Consider the following 18,402-nt stretch of genomic DNA (forward strand, 5'->3'; position numbering starts at 1 on the left):
ATAAGCCAAACGGGTGGAGGCACAGAATGGTGGTAGCAAAGCGGGTCAAAAGGGAGCAGCTCTTCGCGGATGCCCGTTCAGCCGGGGCGGGCGCGGTCGAGCCGGAGGCGCTGTTCAGCCGCGCCAGCAATGACGACCTGCAAAATTACACGGCCACCATGCTGGCCGCTGCCAGCCGCCGTGCGGCAGAAGACCTCGCCCACTGGGACGGAAAGGCGGCACAGATCACCATCCGGACCGTCGAGGGCGTGGCAGCCGACGGGGCGCCGCTCAGCGTGCTGTCCATCGTGGACCGCAACAAACCATTCCTCTACGATTCCGTCATGGGGGAAGTGACCAGCCAGTTCCGGGACATCTCCCTTGCCATTCACCCGATCCTGGTAAAATCGGACGAAAGCTGGGTTCTGGCCGAGCCGGACACCGATCCCGCCAACCGCATCAGCTATATACAGTTGCATCTTGCACCCCTGTCCGAAGAGCAGGCAAAGGGGCTTGCAGACAGGCTGGAGCATGTGCTGGCGCAGGTGCGGCAGACCTATGCCGACTGGCAACCCATGCTGGCGCTTCTCGATACCGCCATCGGCGAACTCACCGCCCAGCCGACGCCGCGCCGAAAGAGCGAGCGGGATGAAGCCCTTGCCTTCCTGAACTGGCTTCGCGACGACAACTTCACTTTCCTCGGTATGCGCGAATATATCTATTCCGGCGAGGGCGCGGCTGCCACGGTGGAGCGCGGCAAGGGCCGCGGTCTCGGCATTCTCTCCGATCCCGATGTGCTGGTGCTGCGCCAGGGCCGCAACCAGGTGACGACAACACCGGAAATCCTGGCCTTCCTTCAGGGACCGGAGGATCTGATCGTCACCAAGGCCAATGTGAAATCCGTCGTGCATCGGCGCGCCTACATGGATTATGTCGGTGTGAAGCGCTTCGACGAAAACGGCAAGGTCGTCGGCGAGCTGCGCATTGTCGGCCTGTTCACGGCTACGGCCTATACCGGCTCGGTCAATCACATTCCCCTGTTGCGGGCCAAGGCCGAGAAGGTGGTGAGCCATTTCGGCTTCGACCCCTTGAGCCACTCCGGGCGCCTTTTGCAAAACACGCTGGAATCCTATCCGCGTGACGATCTCTTCCAGATCGATGCCGATCTTCTGGCCCGCTTCTGCGAGCAGATCATCGATCTTGCCGAACGGCCAAGAGTGCGGGTGCTGCCGCGTATCGACCATTTCGACCGCTTCGTCTCGCTGCTCGTCTATGTGCCGCGTGAGGATTACAACTCCCTGATCCGAGAGCGCATCGGCAATTTCTTCAAGGACATCTATGAGGGCCGGGTCTCGGCCTATTATCCTGCCTTTCCGGAAGGCGGGGTGGCGCGGGTGCATTTCATCATCGGCCGTTCGGAAGGCAAGACGCCGCGCATTCCCCAGGCGAGGCTGGAAGAGGCCGTGAAGGCCATCACCACCCGCTGGGACGACAGGTTCCAGGCGCTTGCGCCGGATGGCGCCCCGAAACTGACGGTAACACAGGCTTTCGAAGAGGCCTTCTCGCCTGAGGAAGCGGTGGCCGACCTGAAACACGTGGCTCAATGCCTGAGCGGCTCTTCGGCTTCCATCGCCTTCCACCAGCGCATGGAAGGCGATGGCCACGCGCTCTACCTCAAGGTTTTCCACGCAGGCGATCACCTGCCCTTGTCGCGGCGCGTGCCGCTTCTGGAAAATCTCGGCTTCAATGTCGTCAGTGAGCGAACCTTCGATCTTTCCGTTACCACCGGCACCGGCACCAACAAGGTGGTTCTGCACGACATGGAGCTGAGCTTGCGCTCTGGCGGCAGCTTCAGCCTCACGGAACAGGCGCCAGCGGTGGAAGAAGCGTTTCTTGCGGCCTTTGCCGGCGTGGTGGATAATGATCCCTTTAACCGGCTCGTGCTCAATGCCGGGCTGTCCGTGGCCGAGGTTGCCGTATTGCGGGCCTATGCCGCCTATCTTCGCCAGTGCGGTCTGGTTTTTTCCGGCACCTATATTGCCGATACCCTCAACAAATACCCGACTATCGCCAGCCAGCTGCTCAAGCTTTTCCTGCAATCCTTCGATCCGAAGCTCTCCGACAAGACCCGCATGAAACGGCTGGCCGAACTGCGCGGCGAAATCGAGGAAGCCTTGGCCGCCGTGCCCAGCCTTGATGAAGACCGGATTCTTCGCCGCTACCAGAATGCCATCGACGGGACATTGCGCACCAATTATTTCCAGAGGATCGAAGGTGCGCGCATCAGGCCGATGCTCGCCTTCAAATTCGATCCGCAATTGCTGGACGGCCTGCCGGAACCGCGCCCATTCCGCGAAATTTTCGTTTATGGGGCGGAGGTAGAGGGCGTGCATCTGCGCTTCGGCAAGGTGGCGCGCGGCGGACTGCGCTGGTCGGACCGCGCTCAGGATTACCGCACGGAGGTTCTTGGCCTGGTCAAGGCGCAGCAGGTAAAAAATGCCGTCATCGTGCCGGTGGGCGCCAAGGGGGGCTTTTATCCACGCCAGTTGCCAAGCCCCGCCAATCGCGAGGAATTTCTGCGTCTTGGCCGTCAAGCCTACATGACCTATATCCGCACGCTCTTGTCGATTACCGACAATATCCGCGATGGCGAGGTGGTGCCGCCTGCCGACACGGTCCGGCTGGATGGTGACGACCCTTATTTCGTCGTCGCCGCCGACAAGGGCACGGCCACCTTTTCCGATACCGCCAATGGTCTGGCGCGGGAGGCGGGCTTCTGGCTGGACGACGCCTTTGCATCGGGCGGTTCGGTTGGCTACGACCACAAGAAAATGGGCATCACCGCCCGCGGCGCCTGGGAGGCGGTAAAGCGCCACTTCCGGGAAATGGACATCGACATCCAGACAACGCCGTTCCGGGTGGTGGGCGTGGGTGACATGTCGGGCGACGTGTTCGGCAACGGCATGTTGCTGTCGCGCAAGATCCGGCTGGTGGCCGCTTTCGACCACCGCGACATTCTCATCGACCCCGATCCGGACATGGAAAAGTCCTTTGCGGAGCGCAAGCGCATGTTCGATCTGCCGCGGTCGAGCTGGCAGGATTATGACCGCAAGGTGCTTTCCAAAGGCGCGATGATCATTTCGCGCTCGGAAAAATCCGTGACCCTGACCCGCGAAGCGGCCGAAGCGATCGGCCTCGACAAGACGGTAGCGACGCCTTTCGAGATCATGACCGCCATTTTGAAGGCCGACGTCGATCTTCTATGGTTCGGCGGCATCGGCACCTACGTAAAGGCTCTGTCCGAAACCGATCTCGACGTGGGCGACCGTGCCAATGACGCCATCCGCGTGTCCGCCGACGAGGTGCGCGCCAAGGTCATCGGCGAAGGTGCCAATCTCGGCGTGACCCAGAAGGGCCGCATTGCCTTCGGGCTGAAGGGCGGGCGTTGTAATTCCGACGCCATCGACAATTCGGCGGGCGTCAATTCCTCCGACGTCGAGGTGAATATCAAGATTGCCCTTTCGACAGCCGTGGCGTCGGGCAGGCTGGACATGCCCGCGCGCAACAAGCTGCTGGCCTCCATGACCGACGAGGTGGCAGAACTGGTCCTGCGCAACAACTATCTGCAATCGCTGGCCATCTCACTGACTGAGCGCCATGGTGGCGCCAATCGCGAAGACCTTTCACGTCTCATGAGCGTGCTGGAAGCCTCCGGCCGGTTGAACCGCAAGGTGGAAACCCTGCCCGACGATGCCGCCATTGCCGAGCGCTATGGTGCGGGCAAGGCACTGACCCGCGCGGAGATCGGCGTCCTGCTGTCCTATGCCAAGATTTCGCTGTTCGACGATCTGGTGGACAGCTCGCTGCCGGATGAGCCCTATTGCGCCGCCATTCTGGAAAGCTATTTCCCGAAAAAGATGCGCAAGGCCCATGCCGCCGATATTTCCGGCCATCGTCTTCGCCGGGAAATCATTGCCACCCTGCTTGCCAACCATGTCATCAATCGCGGCGGGCCGGGGTTTATCGTCCGCATGGCCGATGCCACGGGTGCGCGGACCGATACCATCGTGAAGGCGGCCCTGATTGCACGGGACGGCCTCGACCTGCCGGATTACTGGGACAGGATCGATGCGCTGGACGGGAAAGTGGCAGGCGATGTGCAAAACGATCTCTATGCCCGTATCGAACAGGTCTATCGCGCCTTCACCAAGCTTGGCGTGGATACGGGGCTTGCCTCCGGCGATCTTGCGGAGGCCGCAAAGAAGGTCAAGGCAGCCATTCGTACCTATCGTGGCCTCAGCCGCTCGGTCACGCCGGAGGACTTCGCCTCGCAGATCGAAGCCGATCGTCAGACCATGATCGGTCAGGGCGTTCCGGACGATCTTGCCCGCGCCATCGCCGATCTCAAGGCACTGCCCGTGGTGCCGGAAATCATGGTCATCGCCGAACGGGCAGACGCCTCCCTGCAAAAGGCTGCCGAAGGCTACCACACCGTCAGCCAGATCTTCCGCATCGGCAAGCTGTTGTCGCAGGTGGAGAAGATCACCACCAACGATCATTATGACAGTCTTGCCCTGCTGCGCAGTCTGGATTTCATCCTCTCTGCCCGGCGCAGCATTGTCATCAATGCGCTGACGGAGCATGGCGGCAGCAGGGATGCGGTAGCTGCATGGCGGGCCGCCGATGCGCTCAGAATCAATCGTCTCGGCAGCGAGCTGATTGCCTTGAGCGAAGGCGACCCCACGCTATCGCGCTTCACTGTCGCCGCCAGTCTGCTGACCGATGTTGCGCAGGTGAAGGCGTAATGCCAATGTCCCGGCCGCAGATGCTTCAAATCAGGCGGCAGGGACATGACACAGGCATTTCAAACGGCGGAGAAACCCGTCGGCAAGGCAGGAATATGGGGCTGGATGCTGTTCGACTGGGCAGCCCAGCCCTTTTTCACGGTGGTGACAACCTTTATTTTCGGCCCCTATTTCGTCTCCAGGCTGACCAGTGATCCAGTCAGCGCGCAGGCGGCCTGGAGCAATGCGGCGACGGCCGCTTCCATTGTCATCGCCCTCCTCTCCCCCATACTTGGCTCGATTGCCGACCGCAGCGGCTCGCGCAAGCCGTGGATCGGCTTCTTTGCAATCATCAAGATCGTGTCTCTGGTTCTGTTGTGGCAGGCCGCTCCCGGCTCTCCCGTTTTACTGCCGCTGGTCTTGTTCAGCCTTGCCTCGATTGCGGCGGAGTTTTCCATCGTTTTCAACGATTCGATGATGCCGACGCTGGTTGCGCCCAAGGATGTCGGCCGCATTTCCAACACGGCCTGGGGGCTTGGCTATCTGGGCGGTATGATCGTGCTGATTGCGGTCGTGCTATTCGTGGCGGCAAGCCCGGAGACAGGCAAGACCATTCTCGGCGGCGCGCCGCTGTTCGGGCTTGATCCCGCAAAGGGCGAGGATGCCCGCATCACCGGCCCGGTTTCGGCGCTATGGTATCTGCTCTTCATCCTGCCCATGTTCTTTTTCACGCCGGATCGCCAGAAGGGCGAGCCCCTGCGGCAGGCCGTGAAGGAAGGACTGGCGGATCTTGCCCGCACCTGGCGCGAGGTGCGGCAACGGCGCGGTATTTTGCACTTTCTCATCGCGCGGATGATCTATCAGGATGGCGTCAACGGCCTTCTCATTCTCGGCGGCGTTTTCGCGGCGGGCATGTTCGGCTGGTCCACGATGGAAATCGGCATTTACGGTATCATTCTGAATATCGTGGCAATCTTCGGCTGCCTCGTTGCCAGCCGTCTGGATGCCGCCCTTGGCTCCAAGACCATGATCGTCATCAGTCTTGTGCTGCTGACCATCGCCACGCTTGGCATCGTTTCCACCGGCACCGGCTTCACCGCTTTTGGCCTCGTTCCGCTCTCCACGGACAGTACCGGCGCCTTGTTCGGCACCATGGCGGAAAAGGTCTATATTCTCTACGGCGTATTGATCGGCCTTGCCTTTGGCCCCGTACAGGCCTCCTCACGCTCGTTTCTGGCCCGCAGCATCAGTGTGGAAGAGGCAGGCCGCTATTTCGGCATTTACGCCCTCTCAGGGCGCGCCACCAGCTTCATGGCAACCCTCTCCTTCTCGATCCTCACCGGCCTGTTTGCCTCGGCCCGGATCGGCATGGCAAGCCTGCTCATCTTCCTGCTGGCCGGACTAATCCTGCTGTTGCGAACCCCCTACCCGGCGGGCCGCCCATAGAGCGTTTTCAGGAAGCGAGGGTCTGGTTTTCGTGAAGATCGACAAAAAAGCCGGGAACAATCCCGGCTTTTCATTTTCATCCATCCACAGTCTCATACCAGGGGTCATTGAAAATGACTCTTGGTATTCCCTTTTCGAATATCTCAAGCCTTTGCCGCAGTTGAGATATTCGAAATCTCTTCAAGGCGAGGATGCGTCAGCATCTTCGAGCCTTGGTATCAAAGACTGATGCGGAAGCCTTCCGCGCCGCCCTCGACGGACACACCGTTCGCGGTGAGGCTGTAGCCTTCGCCCATCCGGCTGGCTTTCAGCGCAACCGTCTTGCCGCCCACCGTCACCTCTGCCTCATAAGCATCCATGCCAGTCGGCAGTGCGGGCTTGATCAGCAGGCTATCGCCTTCGCGATGGATGCCGAGGAAGCCTTCCACCGCAAAGCGGTAGAGCCAGCCTGCCGAGCCGGTATACCAGCTCCAGCCACCACGTCCCTCGTAACCCGGTCCGCCATAAACATCGGCGGCCACCACGTAAGGCTCCACACGGTAGACATCGGCGGCCTCAGCGGTTTCGGCATGGTGAACCGGGTTCAGCATGGAGAATACCTTCCACGCCTTGTCGGTGCGGCCAAGCCTGGCAAGCGCCAGACCCGTCCAGATGGCGGCATGGGTATATTGCCCGCCATTTTCACGCACGCCGGGCGGATAGGACTTGATATAGCCCGGATCCTGACGGCTCTTTTCGAAGGCGGGCGTGAACAGGCGGACAATCCCCGCCTCGTCGTCGATGAGACGCTTTTCCACCGCATCCATGGCCTTGTGCTGGCGATCCGGTTCGGCAAAGCCCGACAGCACCGACCAGGACTGGGCAATGGCGTCGATACGGCATTCGTCGGATTGGTCCGAACCCAGCGGATCGCCATCGTCGAAATAGCCACGGCGATAGTGTTCGCCATCCCAACCCGCCTTTTCAAGCGCGGCCTTCAGCGTTTCGAGATGCTTCTTCCAGCGCCTGCTGCGCTCGCCATCATTGCGCTCCTCGGCAAAGGGCAGGAACACGGTCAACGCATTGGCGAGGAACCAGCCAAGCCATACACTTTCCCCGCGGCCAGCAATACCGACCCGGTTCATGCCGTCATTCCAGTCGCCGCCAAGGATCAGCGGCAAGCCATTGGTGCCGGTGCGGCTGACGGCAAGGTCGAGCGCGCGGGCGGCATGTTCGTAAAGCGGGGCCTTCTCGTCGGAAATATCCGGCTTGAAGAAGGCGTCGTGACGGCCAAGCGCCAGCGTCGGACCGTCGAGGAAGCTGACGTCCTCGTCCAGCAGCGATTTTTCACCCGTCGAGGTGACATAGGCATGGATGGCATAGCCCAGCCACACCACGTCGTCCGAAATGGTGCTGCGAATGCCAGCGCCATTATGCGGCAGCCACCAATGCTGCACGTCGCCTTCCTTGAACTGACGGGAGGCGGCATTGAGGATCTGGCGACGCGCCAGTTCCGGCCGGGTGGTGAGGAAGGCCAGACTGTCCTGCAACTGGTCGCGGAAGCCATAGGCGCCGGAGGCCTGATAGAAGCCTGCGCGCGCCTTGATACGGCAGGCAAGCGTCTGGTAGGGCAGCCAGTGATTGACCATGTGGTCGAAGGACTTGTCGCCGGTCTTCACCTTGATATTGCCGGTGAAGCCGCTCCAGAAGCTCTTCGCCTCGTTGAGTGCCGTCGCAAAGCCCTTGGCCTTCGCATCGGCAATCAGTGCGCGCGCCTCCTGCACCGTCGGCGCATCGCCCATGATGAGGGTAATGGTCTTTTCCTCGCCCGGCTGAAGCTCGATGTCGAAGGCAAGAGCCGCGCAAGGATCGCCTTCCGGATCGATGGAGCCAGAGAGGCGCTGCCCGCGCATGACCGCCTGCGGCATTGCCACAGTCCCATGCCGCCCGATGAATTCCCGACGGCTTGAAGCAAAGCCCGACGCCTGCTCGATGCCAGCGAAGAAAGCGATCCGGCCCGAATAATCGATGCTGTATGGGTTGGTGGCAAACAGCGCACCGCTTTCCTCGTCCTTCGAGGTCAGCACGAAGGGCGCGGTCTTTTGCGGATTATTGCCAAGGATCCATTCGACATAGCCATAAGACCGCAAACGGCGCGCAGCCGAGCCGGTATTGCGAACGGTGAGCCTGGTGAAGCGCACCGGCTTTTCCTGATCGACGGTCATTGCCAGTTCCACCGCAAGATCGGCGGCCTCGGTGCTGAACACCGAATAGCCGAGACCGTGACGGGTTTCGAAACCGGCATCGCGACGGTTGCTGGCGGCCTGAATGGGGCTCACCACCTCGCCGCTGTCCAGATCGGCCACATAGAAGGCCTCTCCGGTGCGGTTGGTGACGGCATCATTGGTCCAGGGCGTCAGCTGGTAGTCACGCGAATTGCTGCTCCAGGTGAAGCCGGAGCCTTCGGCAGCGACGTGGAAGCCGAAATTGTCGTTGGAAATGACGTTGATCCACGGATGCGGCGTGGACTGGCCCGGTGCCAGACGAATGACATATTCACGCCCTTCGTCGGCAAAGCCGCCATAGCCGTTCCAGAAGTCGAGATCGCTGCCGTCCATGCTGATGACGGGGGCTTCGTCCCTCGCCTGCACGCTCGGCACCGGCGGATACCAGTCGGCCTCCGTTGCCTCCAGACCGCGCGGGGCGGAGAAGAGTTCGGCAGCGCGCGTGACCTGGTCGGAAATCTTGCCGTTGCGGGCGTGGAGGACCACGCGGGCGGCGGCCAGAACGGCATTCCAGCCGCTATCGTCCATCAGGTCACGGCGAACGGTGAAGACATGCTGCATTCCGTTTTCGGCCTGCTTGTGCTTCAGCCCCTCGGCAAGCTGTTCCAGCGCGTGCTGCATATCCTGTGCGTAAGATTCGGCCCGCTCGTTCAGGATCACGAGATCGGCCACGACGCCATGGCGTTGCAGGTAGTCCTGGGCGGAAAGCGCTTCCTTGACGACTTCCGTGTCCATCTCGTCGTTGATGCGCAGCGCAAACATCGGGTAATCGCCCGAGATCGCGTTTGGCCACAGCGCCGACTGCGAGGCGAGACCGGCGCGCACCGTTTCCGGATCGGCACGCAGATGCATGTCCGGATAGACAAGGTAACGGCCGAGATGCTGGAAGGCAGCCGCCTGCTGCGAGGTGATGCCGATATGGCGCATCTCCACCTGCGTTCTAGTCCAGGCGTGCAGCATTTCCTGATTGAAGGCCTCGGCGTGACGATACTGCTCGATGGCCGTATCCACTTCCTGACGGCTTGGAGCGGCAATCGTCCAATAGACGAGACTGACCTTCTTGCCAGCCGGAACCCGCACCACACGGCGCAGCGAGACAATCGGATCGAGCGTAAAGCCGTCCGTGCCGGAGAGTGTTGCCCCCGGCTCGAAGGCTGCCGCATTGGCAAGCGTGCGGCCACGGCCGATGAAGCGATAGCGATCGGTCTCGAATTCGGTCGTACGGCCAGAGCCGGACTCATCCGATACCAGATGGGCAATGCACATGTTGGGGTCGCTCGGCGAACGCTTGTTGCGCTCGACACGGATCACGTCACCGCGACGGCCAAGTTCGGTCTTCACGAACATGCGCGAGAAGGCCGGGTGGGCGTTGTCGTTGTCGTCGCTCGACAGCACAGGCTCCATATAGGAGGTGACTTCGATGAAGCGATCCTCGCTACCGGTGTTCAGCAGCGTGACCCGGCGACCTTCCGCATCATGCTCGGAGCCGACCACGCATTCGACCGTGGAGGTAATGTCTCCCACTGTCTTGGTGAACTCGGCCTTGTCGTCGGTAAAGACCACTCGGGCTTTTTCCTCCATGGCGCGGCGCGGCGTGGCGGTCGTGGACCACCATTCGCCAGACGCCGTATCGCGCAGGAAGATGAAAGTGCCGTTGCGGTCTTCCGTCGGGTCGGCCTTCCAGCGCGATACCGACAGGCCGTTCCAGCGCGAGAAGCCGGATCCGGTGGCCGTCAGCATCACCGAATAATGGCCGTTCGACAGCAGCACCAGTTCGCGGTCCTTCGACAACGGATCGGTAATCGTGCGCACTTCCGGCCGCATCAGGTCGGCCTGCCCCTTGCCGGGGGTCTGCGGCTCATATTTGCCGCTCATCACCGGAATTTCACGCGGCGCCTTTTCCTGCAACAGCAGTTCGGCGGCTTCGATCACCGGATCGGAGTGGAAGAGTTCACGCAGCAGGCCGTTGAAGGTCACGTTGGCAATGGCTGCGATCGACATGCCGTGATGGTGGGCGTAGTAATTGTAGACCACCGCGCAGGGCTTGCCCTTCGGCACGCGGGTGGGCGTGAAGTCCACCGCATCGTGATAGCCGTACTGACCGAGCGCGCCCAGCGCCCGAAGCTTGCGCAGGTTTTCCGCCGCCGCCTTAGGATCGTACTGGCTGGCGAGGATAGATGCATAAGGGGCAATGACCGCGTTCTGGCCAAGGCCGCGTTTGAGACCCAGCGTCGGCACACCGAAATTGGTATATTGATAGGCCAGCGCGTGGTCGCGGGCATTGAAGGCCGCTTCAGAAATGCCCCAGGGGATATTCAGCCGCTTGCCGTGGTTCATCTGCTCCTTGACGATCAGATTGTTCGTCTGGTTCAGAATGCCGCCATGACGCTCCTGCATGACCAGCGGCGGCATGAGATATTCGAACATCGAACCGGACCACGACACCAGCGCCGCCTTGGAACCGATCGGCACGACCTGACGGCCGAGCTTGTACCAATGTTCGGTGGGCAGGTCGCCCTTGGCAATGGCGAAAAGCGAGGTGAGGCGGGCTTCCGATGCCAGAAGGTCATAGCAGGCCTCGTCCAGCTCCATGGTTTCGACGCGGTAGCCGATGGACAGAAGACGACGCTCCTTGCGGAACAGGAAGGCGAAATCCATCGAGAAGGCAAGGCTGCGGGCACGGTCGCGCAGGCTGGCCAGCCGCTGACGAAGCGGCTCGATATTGGAAAGGTCGAAGGAGGCATCGGCAATATGCGCCTCGCAGACCGCGACCAGCGATTCGGCCCAGCGTGTGATTTCCGTCGTGCGGTCCGAGCGCACTTCGTGATGCAGGTTCTGGGCGAGCTTCAGCACGTCGCGGGCAAGAACGGCGAGGTTTATGACCCGGATGGTGGCGAATTCATGCTCGCGCTTCACCGCTGCCAGCGCGTTGTTGAAGCCGACGATGCGTTCATGCAGGCGGCGGCGCAGCGGACGAACCATCTTGCGGTCATCCGGCAGTTCCTTCAGCGTTTCCATGAGGATCGAGCCGACATCGCCGATACCGTCGAGATTGCCCTGAAGGTGGGCGGAGGGCGCTTCCGCCCAATGACGGCAGGCCGAGGAAACCGCAATGAGATGGCCTGCGAGGTTGCCGCTGTCCACCGCCGAGATGTAGCGGTTGCCGAGCGCTTTCAGCGTGTCGGTATGGTACCAGTTGTAGAGATGGCCCCGGAATTTATCCATCTTTTCGACGGTTCCGATGGTCTGCTCCAGCTTTTCGATGGTCTGCTCGAAGCTCAGCCAGCCGAAATGACGGCCAGAGACGATGGAGAGCAGATAGACGCCGATATTCGTGGGCGAGGTGCGCCGCGCAACGACGGGCTCAGGCGTTTCCTGGAAATTGTCCGGCGGCAGGAAATGTTCGCCCGCATTGGCGAAGGTTTCGTAATAGCGCCAGGTGCGCCTGGCGATCAGACGCAACTCCTGCACGGTTTCCTGTGGCACGAACAGCCGGTCTTCCGTTTCGGCGGACTGGCTGACATACCAGGCGATTACCGGCGAAAGCACCCACATCAGCGTGAAGGGCAGGCCGATCAGCGCGCCATAGCCGGTAAAGCAGAAGGCGATGGCAAAGGCCAGAACGGCCAGCGCCGGGGCATAGCGCATGGTCTTGTAATAGGTGAGGATGCTGCCCTGCGCCGCCGACTGGATGGAGGCCGCGGTGCGCCACTCCAGCAGGAACTTGCGGGTAACGGCCAGACGGTAGGCCGAGCGAATGATGGCATCGGCCATCATGCAGGCCATGTCGGCGATGAAGACGATGCGCAGCGCAACCTGCGCATTAGCACCCTTGGCGTCGTTCCACAGCGACTGGAAATGCGCAGCCGGCACAATGTCGGTCTGGCGCGGCACCAGCGCGTTGATGAGCGAAATGGTCGGCGCGACGAAGAGGCTGAAGATCAGCAGCAACTGCCAGATCAGCATCGTCACCGGATCCATCACCAGCCAGCCGATGATCGAGGCGGCAAACCAGGCGATAGGCGTCAGCGAACGGCGCAGGTTATCGACCATTTTCCAGCGGCCGAGCGCGGTAATGCCCCGGCCCGGATCGAAGATATAGGGCAGAAGCTGCCAGTCGCCGCGTGCCCAGCGATGCTGGCGGGAGATTTCCACCTCGTAGCGGGTCGGGAAATCCTCGACCAGCTCGACATCCGTCACCAGCGCGCAACGGGCAAAGGAACCTTCCAGAAGGTCGTGGCTGAGAATGGTGTTTTCGTCGATCCGGCCCTTGATGGCCCGCTCGAAGGCATCGACATGGTAGAGGCCCTTGCCGGTGAAGGTGCCTTCGCCAGTGATGTCCTGATAGACGTCGGAGACGGTGAAGACGTAAGGGTCGAGACCGCGATTGATCGAAAAGACACGCTGGAAGACGGAAGCATCCTCGCCGGTGGTCAGCGATGGTGTCACGCGCGGCTGGAGAATGCCGTAACCGCTGACGACGCGGCCGGTCTTTTCGTCATGCACGGGGCGATTGATCGGGTGATAGAGCTTGCCGACCAGCTTGGTGACGGCATCACGCATCAGGCGGGTGTCGGCGTCCAGCGTCATCACATATTGCACGCCCTCCGGCACCATATTGGCGCCCGGCAGATAGGACGTATCATTGTCGCCGCGCAGAAGCAGGTTCAGCTCGTGCAGCTTGCCACGCTTGCGCTCCCAGCCCATCCAGCATTCTTCCTGGGGGTTGTAGAGGCGGCGGCGATGCAGCAGGTAGAAGCGCGTCTTGCCATCGGCATTATAGCGGGCATTGAGGGCCGCCACCTCGCGCTTGGCGTAATCCAGCACTTCGATGTCGGCTTCGGTTTCCTCGACCTTGCTGTCCGGCCAGTCGCTGAGCAGCGAGAAATAGATCTCCCCGCGCGGGTTGGTGAGATAATGAACCTCGAGGTTACGCACCAGTTCGTCCACATGGTCGCGCTTGGAAATCAGGCAAGGCACCGCCACCAGCGTGCGGGCCTCTTCCGGAATACCCTCCTTGAATTCATAGCCCACAAGGCGTGCGGGCTTGAGAATGAAGGTGACGAGGGTGTTGAACAGGCCCGTGGCCCCTTCCGAAGCAGGAAGAGCAAACAACAGCACCAGAAGCACGATGACGGCCACCGAAAGACCGGCGGCAACAAGATAGCCAGCCACCAGCGCCAGCGCCAGCGCCGTCAGCGCCAGGACGGGGGCGGCAATGGCCAGCCAATGCAGGCGCTTGAAGGTGCGCGTAATGCGGGCATGGAAAGGCACCCGGTAGCCAATGGCCTTTTCCAGCACCTCACGCTGGTCGCCCACCAGAAAGCTGCCAACGTTGGAAGGCGCATCGAGCCCTGCCTGCCCTTCGGCAGTGGAGACCTGCTGCGAAAGGGCGATCGCCGCTTCGGCAATCTGCAATTCCGTCTTGTCGGAGCGGCGGGCAAGCTTTTCGATCGTCGTGCGGTAGCTGTTGCGCGAGCCGAAATCCAGCGCCTCGTAATCGCTGTGATTGCGCAGGATCTTATCGACGTGGCTGATTTCCTCGACCCAGACCGACCATTCCGTATCGTCGATGGTGCGCAGGCCCTTGATGATGCTGCCCATGGACACATTGCCCGAGGCAAGCCGGTTATGCTCGGCCGTCATCGCCTCTTCGGGCGTGCGTCCGGCCGCTTCCAGATGCTTTTCCAGCCATTCGATGGCCATGGCCGAGGTCTGAGAGCCATTGCGCAGGCGGTAGAGGAACTGCGTGGCGAAGGTGTTGTCGTCGGCAACCCCTTCCAGCGTTTTCAGATAGAGGGCACAGGCCGCTTCATCGTTCAGGCGGATAACCTCATCGGCAGCCTCGTTGGCCTTGCGGCGCATCTGGCGCGAACGTTCCACCCGCGTGGAAATGCGGCGCAGATTATCCACCAGCACGAAACGCACCATGGAAGGCAGAGCCCAGAGTTCACCGATTTCCAGCGGCTGCACCGATTGATAGCCCTCGGCCAGCGCCATCAGCGTTTCGCGGGTGACGGTGCTGTGGGTGTGGGCCACATAGGTCCAGGCCAGCGCCATGACGCGAGGGATTTCCGTGCCGTTGAAGCGGATCATCGGCAATTGCCGATAGAATTTCCGCGGGAAGTCACGGCGGACCTCCTGAATGGCCTCTTCGATGATGTAGTGGTTGTCCAGCAACCATTCGGCGGCAGGGGTAATCGTCGCACCCGCTTCCACATCGACGGCAACCGTCCGGTAGACCCTCAGAATTTCCCGTTCGTTTTCCTTATGGCGCTCGAAAAAATCGAAATGCGCATAGCCCGGCAATTCCTTTAACGGTTCCGTTGCCAGTACCCGTGCCTTGTCCCGCAATTCGTCGATTGTCAGGTAAGGCGCGCGAATCGAATCGTTATAGTCGAGGATCTTGCTCTCGGCCTCTTTGGGCGCGGCGGTGGGCGTGATGGATGAGGACATGGTTCTCGTATCTGCTACCAGAAGGATTGAATGGGGGGGCGGGGCCTGAAACTCAGCGTCAAAGGTGTATCATGTCGCTACTGCATAATTCCTTATATCGGAATCGATTTAAGGTGAAAATTATGCAGCAGATTTAAACTGTTACAGCGTCCTTTGTGCGTTTGATAAAACGCACGGCGCTGTATGCAGCTCCCGTTCGGGGCATGGGACCGAAACGCCGAAACCGGCCATGTGAAAAGGGGATAAAGCAACATCGACCGAAAGCCTCTGCCCTGCAAGGCAAGGCGATTGGAGGCGGGCGATGAGGCCAGCAATGTTCCAACGGCAAAAGCCCGGCAGGCCGAGCTTTCACGAACTCGGACAAACCAGGAATATTCTCGATGGGCCAAGCGGCGCAAACCTGTCAACTGAACGTGCATACCATCCTTTTCACAGAAAACCTTTAAGGCTTCATTTACCATGGAGCAGGAACCCTCCTCCATCAAGGCCGCCACACTGCCCGCCCAAGCTTGAACCCAAGCTGAACGAAAGCCATGGCAATCCGTCCCAGGCTTGTGCGGGACGCATGAAGAAGGGCCCGCCACCTTTCGGCGACGGACCCTCCTGCCCCTTGTTCCTTTGCGTCAGGCGTTGACGGCGAGCTTCTCGTCTTCCTTGAGCAGGCCGCTGGTTTGCAACAGTGCCGCAAACCGCCCGCCCTTGGCGCTCAGCTCCTCGTAACCGCCCATTTCAATGATCCGGCCATGATCGAGGAAAAGGACCATATCGGCATCCCTGACTGTCGAAAGGCGATGCGCGATGATGAAGGTCGTGCGATCCTTGCGCAGGCGGTCGATGGCGTCCTTGACGCGGGCTTCCGTCTCCACATCCAGAGCACTGGTCGCTTCGTCCAGCACCAGAATGGGGGCATTTTTCAAGATCGCGCGGGCAATGGCAATGCGCTGGCGCTCGCCGCCGGACAGCCGGTTTCCGCGCTCGCCCACCTCCGTCTCGAAGCCGTTGAGGCGGCTTTCGATGAACTCCGTGGCAGCGGCGGCTTCAGCCGCCTTCAACACGTCCTCATCCGTCGCATTTTCGCGGCCCAGCCGGATATTGTCGGCAATGGAGCGGTTGAGAAGCCCGGCATCCTGAAACACGGTGGCAATGGCATTGCGCAGCGACTGGCGCGTAACCGTTCCAACATCCACCCCATCGATCAGGATCTGCCCGGATTGCGGCTCATGCACCCGTTGCAGCAGATTGACCAGCGTGGTCTTTCCCGCCCCCGTGGGGCCGACGATCGCGATGGTCTGTCCCGCCTTGACCGAGAAATTGACATCCTTCACGCCCTGCGTGGTATTGGCGAAATCGAAGGAGACATGGCGGAATTCGACATCGCCGCGCACCTGACCGAGATCGCGCGCGCCCTTCACCTCCTCGCGGGCCTGAACGGAATCTTCCAGCGTGTAGAAATCCTCCAGCTTGGCGCGCGCCTCGAAGATCTGCGTGGAAAACTGCCGCATCTGGTCGAGACGGGCGATGAGCAGGTTGGCAAAGCCGATAAAGGCAATGACGTCACCCACCTTCAGCTCGCCCTGCTGCACCAGAACCGTGCCGATCACCAGAATGATGAGCATGGAGGCGGTCGAGGCGATGCGGTTCAGGCCGCTTGCAATGGCCCACCAGTCCAGCACGGGATACTGGGCATTGAGAAGATCGTTGGTGAAGGTTTTCAGGGCGCGGGTCTCGGCCTCGATCCGGTTGTAACTATGCACGACCGAGACATTGCTGATGGAATCGCTCACATGCGAGAACACGGTGTGATAATGGCTTTCCACCGAGGCCTGGCCATCCTTGGTCTTGTTCATCACCGTCTTGCCGATGATGACATAGATCAGCCCCAGCACCATCAGAACGATGGAAAGCCGGACATCCATGGAAAATGCAGTGGGAATGAGCAGGGCAAGCGCCACGGCCGTGGCCAGATGCGTGCGCATGAATTCCAGCCAGAGGCCGAACAGCGTCTCGCTGGCGCGCAGAAGGGTGTGCAGCGCATTGGAGGTGCCGCGCTGGTGATGCCAGCTCAGCGGCATGGAGATGATGCGCCCAAACGCCTCCGTCAAAAGACTGGCGCGGCGGCCATGCGCCAGACGGTCGGCCTCGCGCGCCACCAGCACGAAAGCAATGGTGTTGAACACGCCGAAGCCGCCCCACATCAACAGGATGTTGTTGACGGGCTTGCCGCTGGAGATCGCGTCGATGATCCAGCCGAACAGCACAGGCTCAGCAATCGTGATGACTGCCAGAGTAATGTTGGCGGCAACGACGACGCTGACCTTCAGCCGATAGGCGCCGAGATATTGCAGGGCTCGCCAGTATATTTGGAAAAGGGACACGCCTTCAAACTCTCCGTTCTCGTTCGCTTTGGTCGTTCGGTCAGGATTTTAACCGGGCGAACCTGAACGCTGCCTATACGAAAACGGCTTTTCCTCATAATTTTCGAGGGATTTGACTTTTATCCGTGACAGACAGTGCGAAATCTAGGATTACAAAATTAACGCACGCATAAGATTAACAATGCCAGTTGGTCGCACGGAAACCGTGAATTTACAGGGATTGTTGATAAAGATCGGAATTGGAGAAAGCGTGAGCGTTAATCATTTGTTACAATTTATGATTGCTTCGCAAAACTGCCGAACACGCGAAGAGTTATTGTTGGAATTCGACAACCTCCTGGAGGCCTATGGCATTGCTTATTTTGGCATTGTCCGTACGCCCAAGCCTGATCAGAACCCGCTTTCGCTGGTCCTGGCGGGCCGTTGGCCCGATAAGTGGCCGCAAATCTATGTCACCAAGAAATTCGTCCTGATCGATCCTTCGATCCGGTATCTGGCCCAGGCACAGAAGCCGTTTCGCTGGAGCGAGGCGCTGGAGGTCTATCGCGATGACCCCCACTTCAAGCGTATGCAGCGCATGATGTCGGAAGCCCATCGCATGGGTCTGGAGGATGGTTACGTCTTTCCCGTCCATGGGCGCGGCGGCTTGCTGGGCAATCTGACCATGGGGGGACCGAACCTTGAACTGTCGCCGCTGGAAGTCGTGCTGTTCGACAGCGCGGCCAAATGCGCCTTCTGGGCGCTTTGCGATATTGCCGGTACGCCAGGCCAGATCCTCCCCAAGGTGGATGCCAGACTGACCCGGCGCGAACTGGAGATCCTCAACTATCTGGGCGAGGGGATGACCTCCAACGAGATGAGCCGCCTTCTGGACATCTCGAACCATACGGTGGACTGGTACGTGAATGAATTGCAAAGCAAGCTGAACGCCAAGAACCGTCAGCATATGGTGGCGCTGGCGCTCAGGCTTGGCCTGATCACCTGACGATTTCGGTGAAACATAGCGGGTAGCGCCCGGATTATATCAGCCCTGATGCAATAAATACATCAGGGCTGCAATATTAGATCATAAAACATTGAAATTTGCTTTACCGTACC

The 18,402-nt window shown here is 60.5% G+C and carries 5 protein-coding genes; 3 read left to right on the plus strand and 2 right to left on the minus strand.

Annotated elements, in window-relative coordinates; all coding sequences use genetic code 11:
* Positions 1 to 26: 26 nt before the first annotated feature.
* Both T424_RS0113470 and T424_RS0113475 read left to right on the plus strand, forming a co-directional pair.
* Positions 27 to 4,784, plus strand: coding sequence for an NAD-glutamate dehydrogenase (locus T424_RS0113470; protein WP_027488193.1), 4,758 nt, complete (start codon positions 27 to 29; stop codon positions 4,782 to 4,784).
* A 45-nt stretch (positions 4,785 to 4,829) separates the two neighbouring features.
* Complete coding sequence (locus tag T424_RS0113475) at positions 4,830 to 6,209, plus strand: MFS transporter (RefSeq protein ID WP_027488194.1); 1,380 nt, start codon at positions 4,830 to 4,832, stop codon at positions 6,207 to 6,209.
* Positions 6,210 to 6,427: 218 nt separating this feature from the next.
* On the opposite strand, the gene T424_RS0113480 is transcribed toward T424_RS0113475, so the two are convergent.
* The gene (locus tag T424_RS0113480) at positions 6,428 to 14,929 is read right to left on the minus strand and encodes a GH36-type glycosyl hydrolase domain-containing protein (protein WP_027488195.1); all 8,502 of its coding nucleotides are present in this window, start codon (positions 14,927 to 14,929) and stop codon (positions 6,428 to 6,430) included.
* Between the two features lie 623 nt (positions 14,930 to 15,552).
* A complete protein-coding gene (locus T424_RS0113485) occupies positions 15,553 to 17,304 on the minus strand; it encodes a glucan ABC transporter ATP-binding protein/ permease (RefSeq protein WP_027488196.1) in 1,752 nt (583 codons plus the stop codon).
* 250 nt (positions 17,305 to 17,554) lie between these two features.
* Here T424_RS0113485 and T424_RS0113490 point away from each other — a divergent pair, with 250 nt between their 5' ends.
* Complete coding sequence (locus T424_RS0113490; protein WP_027488197.1) at positions 17,555 to 18,289, plus strand: LuxR family transcriptional regulator; 735 nt, start codon at positions 17,555 to 17,557, stop codon at positions 18,287 to 18,289.
* The last annotated feature ends 113 nt before the right edge of the window (positions 18,290 to 18,402 follow it).

It is taken from the genome of Allorhizobium undicola ORS 992 = ATCC 700741 (genome assembly GCF_000621665.1).
GTDB lineage: Bacteria > Pseudomonadota > Alphaproteobacteria > Rhizobiales > Rhizobiaceae > Allorhizobium > Allorhizobium undicola.

Excerpts from the sequence above, each read along its gene's own strand:
- T424_RS0113475 (WP_027488194.1), top strand. The coding sequence starts at position 4,830 with ATGACACAGGCATTTCAAACGGCGGAGAAACCCGTCGGCAAGGCAGGA.
- T424_RS0113470 (WP_027488193.1), top strand. The coding sequence starts at position 27 with ATGGTGGTAGCAAAGCGGGTCAAAAGGGAGCAGCTCTTCGCGGATGCC.
- T424_RS0113480 (WP_027488195.1), bottom strand. The coding sequence starts at position 14,929 with ATGTCCTCATCCATCACGCCCACCGCCGCGCCCAAAGAGGCCGAGAGC.